This is a genomic window from Curtobacterium sp. AB7 (assembly GCF_044909335.1).
Taxonomy (GTDB): domain Bacteria; phylum Actinomycetota; class Actinomycetes; order Actinomycetales; family Microbacteriaceae; genus Curtobacterium.
On sequence record NZ_JBIYED010000006.1, the window covers coordinates 188,127 to 196,648 of the forward strand.

Annotated in this window: 11 protein-coding genes; 8 read left to right on the plus strand and 3 right to left on the minus strand. The window is 70.6% G+C overall.

The features are described 5' to 3' along the window. Positions 1–41 precede the first annotated feature (41 nt). The gene (locus ABH929_RS14020; RefSeq protein ID WP_263092272.1) at positions 42–800 is read right to left on the minus strand and encodes an SDR family NAD(P)-dependent oxidoreductase; all 759 of its coding nucleotides are present in this window, start codon (positions 798–800) and stop codon (positions 42–44) included. A gap of 68 nt (positions 801–868) precedes the next feature. Between ABH929_RS14020 and ABH929_RS14025 the strand changes: the two genes are divergently transcribed. The 3 genes from ABH929_RS14025 to ABH929_RS14035 all read left to right on the plus strand — a co-directional run bounded on the left by ABH929_RS14025 (position 869) and on the right by ABH929_RS14035 (position 2,456). Next, the gene (locus ABH929_RS14025) at positions 869–1,432 is read left to right on the plus strand and encodes a TetR family transcriptional regulator (protein WP_404561664.1); all 564 of its coding nucleotides are present in this window, start codon (positions 869–871) and stop codon (positions 1,430–1,432) included. Positions 1,433–1,597: 165 nt separating this feature from the next. Beyond that, entirely contained in the window at positions 1,598–2,011 is a 414-nt protein-coding gene (locus tag ABH929_RS14030) for a VOC family protein (protein WP_263092268.1), read from the plus strand. Between the two features lie 49 nt (positions 2,012–2,060). Then, complete coding sequence (locus tag ABH929_RS14035) at positions 2,061–2,456, plus strand: arsenate reductase ArsC (protein WP_404561665.1); 396 nt, start codon at positions 2,061–2,063, stop codon at positions 2,454–2,456. A 4-nt stretch (positions 2,457–2,460) separates the two neighbouring features. Here ABH929_RS14035 and ABH929_RS14040 read toward each other — a convergent pair whose 3' ends face one another. After that, positions 2,461–2,730 carry a hypothetical protein gene (locus ABH929_RS14040; protein WP_123294645.1) on the minus strand — a complete coding sequence of 90 codons (270 nt, stop codon included), beginning with the start codon at positions 2,728–2,730 and terminating at the stop codon, positions 2,461–2,463. A gap of 98 nt (positions 2,731–2,828) precedes the next feature. Here ABH929_RS14040 and ABH929_RS14045 point away from each other — a divergent pair, with 98 nt between their 5' ends. From ABH929_RS14045 to ABH929_RS14060, 4 genes are all read left to right on the plus strand, one after another. After that, positions 2,829–3,701: a DUF808 domain-containing protein gene (locus ABH929_RS14045; protein ID WP_404561666.1), complete on the plus strand. Its 873-nt coding sequence runs from the start codon at positions 2,829–2,831 to the stop codon at positions 3,699–3,701. A gap of 208 nt (positions 3,702–3,909) precedes the next feature. Further along, the gene (locus tag ABH929_RS14050; RefSeq protein ID WP_404561667.1) at positions 3,910–4,380 is read left to right on the plus strand and encodes a hypothetical protein; all 471 of its coding nucleotides are present in this window, start codon (positions 3,910–3,912) and stop codon (positions 4,378–4,380) included. 170 nt (positions 4,381–4,550) lie between these two features. Next, positions 4,551–5,126 (plus strand): hypothetical protein, encoded by a 576-nt coding sequence (locus tag ABH929_RS14055; protein ID WP_404561668.1) that lies wholly within the window; start codon positions 4,551–4,553, stop codon positions 5,124–5,126. Between the two features lie 108 nt (positions 5,127–5,234). Next, positions 5,235–5,669, plus strand: a complete 435-nt coding sequence (locus ABH929_RS14060) for a VOC family protein (protein WP_263092263.1) — start codon at positions 5,235–5,237, stop codon at positions 5,667–5,669. Between the two features lie 19 nt (positions 5,670–5,688). On the opposite strand, the gene ABH929_RS14065 is transcribed toward ABH929_RS14060, so the two are convergent. Beyond that, positions 5,689–6,642, minus strand: coding sequence for a manganese catalase family protein (locus ABH929_RS14065; RefSeq protein WP_205463993.1), 954 nt, complete (start codon positions 6,640–6,642; stop codon positions 5,689–5,691). A gap of 140 nt (positions 6,643–6,782) precedes the next feature. On the opposite strand from ABH929_RS14065, the gene ABH929_RS14070 reads away from it, so the two are divergent. After that, on the plus strand, positions 6,783–8,168 hold the full coding sequence (locus ABH929_RS14070) for an FAD-binding oxidoreductase (protein WP_404561669.1): 1,386 nt from the start codon (positions 6,783–6,785) through the stop codon (positions 8,166–8,168). Positions 8,169–8,522 lie beyond the last annotated feature (354 nt).

Here is an 8,522-nt window from a genome sequence, read left to right on the forward strand (position 1 = left end):
ACCACTTCTAGTAGATTTCTACTCGTATCTGAGCATTCTCGTCAGACGACCGACCACCCGCCGTCGCTCGGCAGCACGGCGCCGTTCACGTTGGCGGAGTCGTCGCTGAGCAGCCAGGTGATGGCCGCGGCGAGCTGCTCCGGCTGCGCGACCGGCGGGATCGCGACCTGCATGATGGGCCCGACCCGGCTGGCGGCGTACTCGCTGCGCATCGGTGCCTCGATGTTCGTCGCGACCGCACCCGGCGCGACCGCGTTCGCCCGGATGCCCTGCGGCCCGTGGAAGAACGCCACGCTCTTGGTGAACCCGGCGATCGCGTGCTTCGACGCCGTGTACGCGGCACCCGCTGCCGATGCACGGAGTGCGGCCTCGGACGCGACGTTCACGACGGCGCCGCGGCCGGCGGCGATCATGTGCGGCAGGACGGCGCGGGTGAGGCGCATCGGTCCGGTGACGTTGACGCTGAAGACGCGGTCCCAGGTGGCGTCGTCGACCTCGCTCGGCGGCAGGAAGGCATCCATGATGCCGGCGACGTTCGCCAGACCGTCGATGCGATCGCCCGCGGCAGCGATGAGCGCGTCGATGGTCTCGGTCGAGGCGACGTCCCCGACGACGGTCTCGAGTTCGAGGCCCTCGAGTTCGGAGCGGAGCACGTCGAGGCGTTCGGCGACGACGTCGGTCGCGATCACCCGTCCGCCCTCGTTCGCGATGCGCGTCGCCGTGGCGCGTCCGATGCCGGAACCCGCCCCGGTGACGATGATGGTCCTGCCGGTGAAACGTCCGGCGGTGCTGTCGGTCATGTCGTCTCCTCACTGAGAGGCGCTCGCTGCGCCACGATGGTTATAGCACTCAGTGCCGAAAGGACTCCATGCACGCGACGGGACGCCCCCGCACGATCGACCCGGACGCGGTGTCCCTCGTGGCGCTCCGGCTGTTCGACGAGCAGGGCTTCGACGCCGTGTCGATGGACGACGTCGCCGCAGCTGCCGGCGTGAGCCGCCGGTCGTTGTTCCGGCTGTTCCCGAACAAGGCGGCGCTCGTCTGGGGCGGGCTCGACGAGTTCGCCTCGCGGTTCGGTGACGCACTCCGACAGCGGCCGGCCACGGAGTCGTCGTCGGTCGCCCTGCGCGCGGCCTACCGGATCGGCGCGACCTTCCCCGACGACGCCGTCGAGGTCACCCGCCACCGACTCCGCGTCATCCGGGCGAACCCCTCGCTCGAACACGTCGGCGCGGCCACGGTCACGAGCCTGACCGACGCGATCATCCGGTTCGTGGCCGAGCGGGACGGCGCGACGCCCGACGACCTCGCGGTGTCGGTGCGCGCGCACGCCCTGGCGGCCGCGGCGAGCGCGGCCCTCACCTGGTGGGCGCTGCACGGCGACGGCCGTCCGGAGGACGTCGTGGACCGCGCCCTCGCCCTGCTCACCTGAGACGCGCCCCGGACGCGAGCACCGGACGGACTGGAGGCCCGTGGCGGGCGTGCCACGGGCCTCCCGTCCGTCACCCGGCCGGGTTCAGCCCATCGCGCGCTTCCCACGGACGTCGCGCGACAGCGCGTCGATGCGCGCGCCGTCGCCCGGCGGTATCGTCCGGGCATGAACGTCACCGGACCGTCGCCGTACTTCCAACTCGCCGGCACCGCCAGGCGGGCCCTCGAGCACTGGCGCGGGGTCTTCGGCGGCGAGGTCCAGATCGCGACCTACGCCGACTTCTCACGGACCGACGGCCCGGCCGACGCGGTCGCCCACGGGCAGCTCACCGGCGGGCTGCAGCTCTTCGCCGCCGACGCGAGCGAGACCGACGAGCCGTTCGCGGCGACCGGCCTGCTGTTCTCGCTCCTCGGGGCCGACGAACCCGACGTCCTGCGGCGCTGGTTCGACGCGCTCGCCGAAGGCGGCACGGTCGTCGACGCCCTGCAGCAACGGCCGTGGGGTGACTGGGACGGCACCGTGCGGGACGCGTTCGGCGTCACGTGGCTGATCGGGTTCGAGGCGTCCGCGCTGGGATGACGGCCGCCCTCGCTGGGGTGACGGCCGCCCTCGCTGGGATGATGGGCGCATGACCGATCGCCCCGCCGTCCTGTTCGTGTGCGTCCACAACGCCGGACGCTCCCAGATGGCCGCGGGGTGGCTGCAGCACCTCGCCGGTGACCGCGTCCGGGTGTTCTCCGCCGGCAGCGAGCCCGCCGACCAGGTCAACTCCGTCGCGGTGCAGGCCATGGCCGAGCAGGGCATCGACATCGCCGACGCCCGACCGGCAGTGCTCGAGACCGAGACCGTGCGCGAGTCGGACGTCGTCGTCACCATGGGCTGCGGGGACGCCTGCCCGGTGTTCCCCGGCAAGCGCTACGAGGACTGGGACCTCGCCGACCCGGCAGGGCTGGGGATCGAGCAGGTCCGCCCGATCCGCGACGACATCCGGATGCGGGTCGAGCGGTTGATCGCGTCCCTGTAGCCGGTCACTGCTGGTCGGACGGCAGCAGCGGCGCCCAGTAGGCATCCGCGCCGTCGGCCTGCACGGCGTCGCGCTCGAACCGGAAGCCGTAGTCGCGCACGAAGTCGAGCGCGGCGGCCTGCTCGTCCTCGGCGTCGTCGTGCGCGGCGTCGAACAAGTACACGCCGTGCCCCATCTTCACGCCCGAGTCGCTGATCACCGTGAGGTCCCAACGCCCCTCCTCGGCGCGTTCGATCCGCACGACGGCGGCTTGTGCAGCGGTGAAGTCAGCCATGCCGTCAGCCTACGGACGGCACCCCGACGGCGTTCAGGGTGCGCTGCGCCCACTACGCTGAGCACCGTCACAGGCCCGGACGAGCGGAGAACGAAGTCATGTCAGTCGGATTGCTCGCCGTGGTGGACGACATCCTCTCCGCGGCCCTGAAAGCGAGCGCGAAGACCGCCGGTGTCGTCATCGACGACGCCGCGGTCACCCCGCAGTACGTGCAGGGACTCGCGCCGGCCCGGGAACTGCCGGTCGTCGGGCGCATCGCGCTCGGCAGCCTGTTCAACAAGTTCATCATCATCATCCCGCTGGCGCTGCTGCTCACCGCGTTCGCGCCCTGGGTGCTGCCGTACCTCCTGCTCATCGGCGGGACGTACCTGTGCTTCGAGGGCGCGGAGAAGGTCACCGAGTGGTTCGGCGTCCACCACGGCGCAGGCACCACCGACTCGGTCACCGAACCGAAGCTCGTGTTCGGTGCCATCCGGACCGACCTCATCCTGAGCACCGAGATCATGCTCATCGCCCTGGCCGGCCTCGACCCCGACCTCGGGCTCTGGCCGACGCTCGGTGCCCTCATCGTGATCGGACTCGTCATGACCGCGGTCGTCTACGGTGCCGTGGCCCTGCTGGTGAAGATCGACGACGTCGGTCTGCAGATGATGAAGAACTCGGTCCGCCGGACGCGACGCGCAGGAGCACGGATCGTGCGGGCGATGCCGACGGTCTTCCGGGTCATCAGCGTCATCGGCACCGTTGCGATGCTCTGGGTCGGCGGGCACCTGGTCATCGCGAACCTCGCCGAGACCTTCTGGCACGGCCCGTACGACCTGTTGCACACGATCGAGCACGCGATCGAGGCCGCGGGCCCGGTGATCACGTGGGTCGTCGACACCGCGGTCTCGGCGCTCGCCGGCGTCGTCCTCGGCATGGTCGTCGTGGCGATCGTCCTCGGAGTCGGTCGCCTCCGCGGGAAGCACTGACTTACACTTCTGTTCCGCCATCGGTACACTTGTGTACATGGCTGAGGAGAGTGTCGCCGAGTTCGCGGTCCGCGCGGGGTTGTCACCGCGACGCGTCCGGTCGCTGATCGAAGGGGGATCGATCCGAGCACGCCAGGTCGGCGGCCAGTGGCTCGTCGACCAATCGTCGGAGCATCGTCCTGCCGCGAGTCGACCGCTCGGTGCACGGATGCGCAGCAACCTGCTGGCCTCGCTCTCCGGTCAGCCGATCGATGGCCTCTCAGCGCCGGAGCGGGTCCGTCTTCGCCGCTACCGGGACGAACTCTTTCGGAGCGCCGAACCGGACCGCATGCTCGGAGCCTGGATTCGCCCGGTCCCTGCACTTCGTCTCCGAGTGGCCGATGCCGACCTCGAGGACCTCGCCGCTGACGGTCGCCTGGTGAAGTCGGGTTTCAGCGATCCCCGCTCGGAGATCGCCGCGGCCGGGCAGCTCGAGGCTCGAGTCGCGGCCGGCGACGCCGATGCACTCCGGCGTGAATACCTCCTCCGCCCGTCCGACCAGCCCAACGTCCTGCTGCACGTATCTGATCAGAAGCCCCCATCGCCGCTTCCGCTCGGGTTGCTCTTGGTCGACCTCGCGGGGCACGACGGAATCCGCGAACGGTCCCGGGTTGCGGAGCTCCTCCAGGCCACGTCGTGACGATCGTCGCTCCGGCCATGACGTCGGCCCAGGCCGCAGCGTGGCACGCGCTGTTCCAGGTCCACGAACGCCACCCGAGTGGATGGGCGCTCGTCGGCGGGCAGATGGTGCATTCGTTGTGCTGGGAGCGAGGCGCCGTTCCGCCCCGGCCAACGCAAGACGCTGACGCCGTGCTCGACGTCCGCGCACGACCGCGAGTCCTCCACGACTTCACCGCCGTGCTCAGCGCGCTGGGGTTCGAGTCTGCCGGCGAAGCTCCGCCCGTGCTCGAGGGGACACGTGGCGTGCAACACCGATGGCTGAAGGGCGACGCCCAGATCGACGTCCTCATCCCACGCTTCCTCGGCGAACGAGCGGACAACCGGGTCGGCGTGACGGGTGGTCGGACGATCGCAGCGCCGGGCGGTCAAGGGGCACTCGACCGATCGGAGACGATCGACGTCGAGGTCTCGGGCCGGGCCGGGCGTTTGAACCGACCGACCCTGCAGGGGGCACTGGTCGCCAAGGCGTCCGCGCTCCTCATCGGCGAAGGAGCACGTGCGGACCGACACCTGAACGACCTCGCGATCCTCGCGTCGCTCGTCACCAGGCGGGACAGGGTGGGCGAGCGCCTCACCAGGACCGAGGCCGTTCGCGTCCGCTCTGCGCTCGGACTGGTCCTCGACCGGCCGCCGCTCCACCTGAGTGTCGGCGTGGACGCGGCGACGGTGACGGTCGTGCGAGAGCAGTTCGTCACCGGACCGTAGTGACACGAGTCGGAACACGAGTGTTCCGACGGACCACTCGTCGATCAACTCGTGGTCCGTCGCAGAACCGGTTCGCACCGGCTGCGCGGCCGGATTACCCTGGCGCGCATGGCAACGGTGCGACAGGTCCAGGTGACGTTCGACTGCGCCGAGCCGGAGCGGGTCGCCCGGTTCTGGTGCGAGGTCCTCGGCTACGAGGTCCCTGCTCCCCCGCCCGGGTTCGTCGACTGGCAGGCCTTCAACGCCTCGCTGCCGCCCGAGCACCAGGACTCGGCCTTCGCGTGCGTCGACCCGACCGGCGCCGGCCCGAGGCTGTTCTTCCAACGGGTACCCGAGGGCAAGACGGTGAAGAACCGCGTGCACCTGGACGTTCGGGTCGGCACCGGTCTGGTCGGCGAGGAGCGCCTCGCGGCACTCGACGCGGAGAGCGCCCGCCTCGTCGCACTCGGCGCGACGCAGTTCCGCCGCATGCTCGCGGATCAGGTCGACGAGTCCTGCATCGTGATGCAGGACGTCGAGGGCAACGAGTTCTGCCTCGACTGATCCGCGAGCGCAGGCGGACTCAGACCACCGGCCCGTAGAGCGGCGTCTCCGCCTGGTCGAGCTCGAGCTCGGCGGTCTGCTGGATGAGTGCCAGCAGGTCGGCGTCGAGCCCGGGAGCGAACTCCTCGAGTCGCTCCGGAGCGATGAACGACGGCACACCGGCGGGGGCCTGCTCGGTCGCGGTCAGGTCCGTGCCGTCCTTCGACGGTGACGCCCCGCGGAAGATCTTGCCGGCCTCCGACGCCCCGTCGAGGTCGAAGCTGTACTGCTTGCTCTGCAGCCCGAGGTCGACGAGTTCCTTGACCTCCGGGAACCGCTCGGCGTTCGTCTTCGGGATCGGCAGCAGGGTCTTCCATTCGACGCCGAGGGTCTCGAGTGCCTTCGCGTAGGCGTTCTCGTGCGCCTGGTCGCGGACGATCAGGTAGGCGATGGTGCTGCGCGCGGTGGGGTTGTCCGTCATCTCGTAGATGCGGCACTTCTGCAGGCGACCGGTGGACTCGAGCATCAGGTTGTAGAGCAGGTCGAGCGGCAGGTTGCCGGAGTTGTAGACGTAGCTGCCGCTCCACGGGTTGCCCGCCGCATCGACCGGCAGAGCACCCTGCGCGCCGACCAGGTAGTGGTGGATGTTGCTCGTGTCGAGCGCGATGTTGAGCGGCGTCGCACCCTTCGCACCCGGCTTGTCCAGCGGGTCGGTGAGCTTGCCGGTGTACTCGGGCGAGCCGTCGAGCAGGCGGGAGATCGTGGTGCCGATGAGCTCGACGTGGCTGATCTCCTCGGTACCGACGCCCTGGATGAGGTCGCGGTACGGCTTCGCCGCCGGTCCTCGGAAGTTCATCGCCTGGAACAGGTACTGCATCATCGTGCGCATCTCGCCGAACTGCCCGCCGAGCCCTTCCTGCAGGGCGTTGGCGGCGGCCGGGTCGGGCTCGCCGTCGGCGATCTCGTTGATCCAGGTCTGTGCGTGGAAGTACATGGACACTCCTTGCTCACCGCGACGGGACCGCCGCGTGCCTCACCGTCGTCCGGCGTCCCTGGCAGACGACACGGGTCGTCCACTCAGCGCGGTATCGTCGTCGGCGCCGCACCGCAGCGCCCGGAAGGACCCCCGAACCGATGACCGCCAGTCACGCCGTCGACACCGCCGCCCTCGACGACCTGCTCGGGCCGGGCCAGGTCCTCCGCGACCCGGCGTCGCTCGAGCGGTACCGCCACGACGATGCCGAGTGGGCCGACTCCACGGCACCGCTCGCCGTCGTCCTCGCACGCAGCACCGACGACGTCGTCGCCACCGTCCGGTGGGCGGCAGCCGCCGGCGTGCGGGTCGTACCGCGCGGCGCCGGGACCGGTCTGTCCGGTGGGGCGAACGCGATGGCCGGATCGGTCGTCCTGTCCCTCGAGCTGATGGACGCGGTGCTCGAGGTGAACACCGACGAGCGCTACGCCGTCGCCCAGCCCGGTGTGATCAACGACGCGCTCCGGGCTGCCGTCGCGGAACACGGACTCTGGTACCCGCCGGACCCGGCGAGCTCGGCCATCTCGACGATCGGCGGCAACGTCGCGACGAACGCCGGCGGGATCTGCTGCGTGAAGTACGGCGTCACCCGCGACTACGTGCTCGGGATGACCGTCGTGCTGGCCGACGGTTCCGTGGTGGAGCTCGGGCGCCGCACGGCGAAGGGCGTGGCCGGGTACGACCTGGCTGGCCTGATGGTGGGCTCGGAGGGCACGCTCGGCATCGTCGTGTCGGTCACCGTCAAGCTGCTCCCCCTGGCCGGACGCGACGAACGCGCCGTGATCGGCTACTTCCCCTCGCTCAGCGCCGCCGGGGACGCCGTCGCCGCGATCTCGCGTGCCGGGATCATCCCCGCCGCACTCGAGATCGTGGACCGGACCTGTCTCCGGGCCGTCGACGAATGGATGCACCTCGGGCTGCCGTCCGACGTCGACACCCTGCTGCTGGCCCGGGTCGACGAGCGTGGTGCCGCGGGGGACGAGCTCGCCGACCAGGTCGCAGCGGTCTTCGCGCAGGCCGGCGGGACCGACGTCGAGCGCGCCACGGACCCGGACGACATCGACCGGCTGTTCCAGGCACGGCGACTGGCGTACCCGGCACTCGAGCGGCTCGGCCCGGTGCTCACCGAGGACATCTGCGTGCCCCGCAGCGCGGTGCCCGAGATGCTGCGGCGGATCCAGGCGACCGCGGCAGCGCACGACGTCACCATCGCGAACATCGCGCACGCCGGCGACGGCAACCTGCACCCGCTGATCATCGCTCCGGAGGGCGACGCCGCCGCGAAGGCCCGCGCGAAGGAGGCGTTCGAGCAGATCGTCGCGGACTGCCTGGCACTCGGTGGCACCGTCACCGGAGAGCACGGCGTCGGCCTGCTCAAGCTGCCGGGCCTGCGGCAGGAGCTCGGCGAGCGGGTCCTCGCGATGCACCGGGCCGTGAAGGACGCCCTGGACCCGGCGGGCACCCTGAATCCCGGCAAGGCGTTCTGAACGCACGACGACGACGGACGGGAGGCCCGGTGCCAGCTGGCACCGGGCCTCCCGTCCGTCCACTGGTCGCGCCCAGGGCGCGAAGGTCACAGACCGGTAACGGAGACAGATCGGTCCAAACCGTTTCGCCGAGGCCCCCGAATCACCTGCACAGACCGGGAACCACCCGGAGCGCTCACCAGCCGCACATTGCTGGTTCTCCACCCTGCACCAGGGTGTGTTCGGCGCGCACACAGCAGCCGCGCCGAGCGCGACACCTCAGCAAAGGAATGATCACCATGCGCAAGAGCCTGAAGACCTCCATCACCCTCGCCACGACCGGCGCCCTCGTGCTCGGCGGTGCCGCGTTCGGCA

Excerpts from the sequence above, each read along its gene's own strand:
- ABH929_RS14020 (WP_263092272.1), bottom strand. The coding sequence starts at position 800 with ATGACCGACAGCACCGCCGGACGTTTCACCGGCAGGACCATCATCGTC.
- ABH929_RS14025 (WP_404561664.1), top strand. The coding sequence starts at position 869 with ATGCACGCGACGGGACGCCCCCGCACGATCGACCCGGACGCGGTGTCC.
- ABH929_RS14030 (WP_263092268.1), top strand. The coding sequence starts at position 1,598 with ATGAACGTCACCGGACCGTCGCCGTACTTCCAACTCGCCGGCACCGCC.
- ABH929_RS14035 (WP_404561665.1), top strand. The coding sequence starts at position 2,061 with ATGACCGATCGCCCCGCCGTCCTGTTCGTGTGCGTCCACAACGCCGGA.
- ABH929_RS14040 (WP_123294645.1), bottom strand. The coding sequence starts at position 2,730 with ATGGCTGACTTCACCGCTGCACAAGCCGCCGTCGTGCGGATCGAACGC.
- ABH929_RS14045 (WP_404561666.1), top strand. The coding sequence starts at position 2,829 with ATGTCAGTCGGATTGCTCGCCGTGGTGGACGACATCCTCTCCGCGGCC.
- ABH929_RS14050 (WP_404561667.1), top strand. The coding sequence starts at position 3,910 with ATGCGCAGCAACCTGCTGGCCTCGCTCTCCGGTCAGCCGATCGATGGC.
- ABH929_RS14060 (WP_263092263.1), top strand. The coding sequence starts at position 5,235 with ATGGCAACGGTGCGACAGGTCCAGGTGACGTTCGACTGCGCCGAGCCG.
- ABH929_RS14065 (WP_205463993.1), bottom strand. The coding sequence starts at position 6,642 with ATGTACTTCCACGCACAGACCTGGATCAACGAGATCGCCGACGGCGAG.
- ABH929_RS14070 (WP_404561669.1), top strand. The coding sequence starts at position 6,783 with ATGACCGCCAGTCACGCCGTCGACACCGCCGCCCTCGACGACCTGCTC.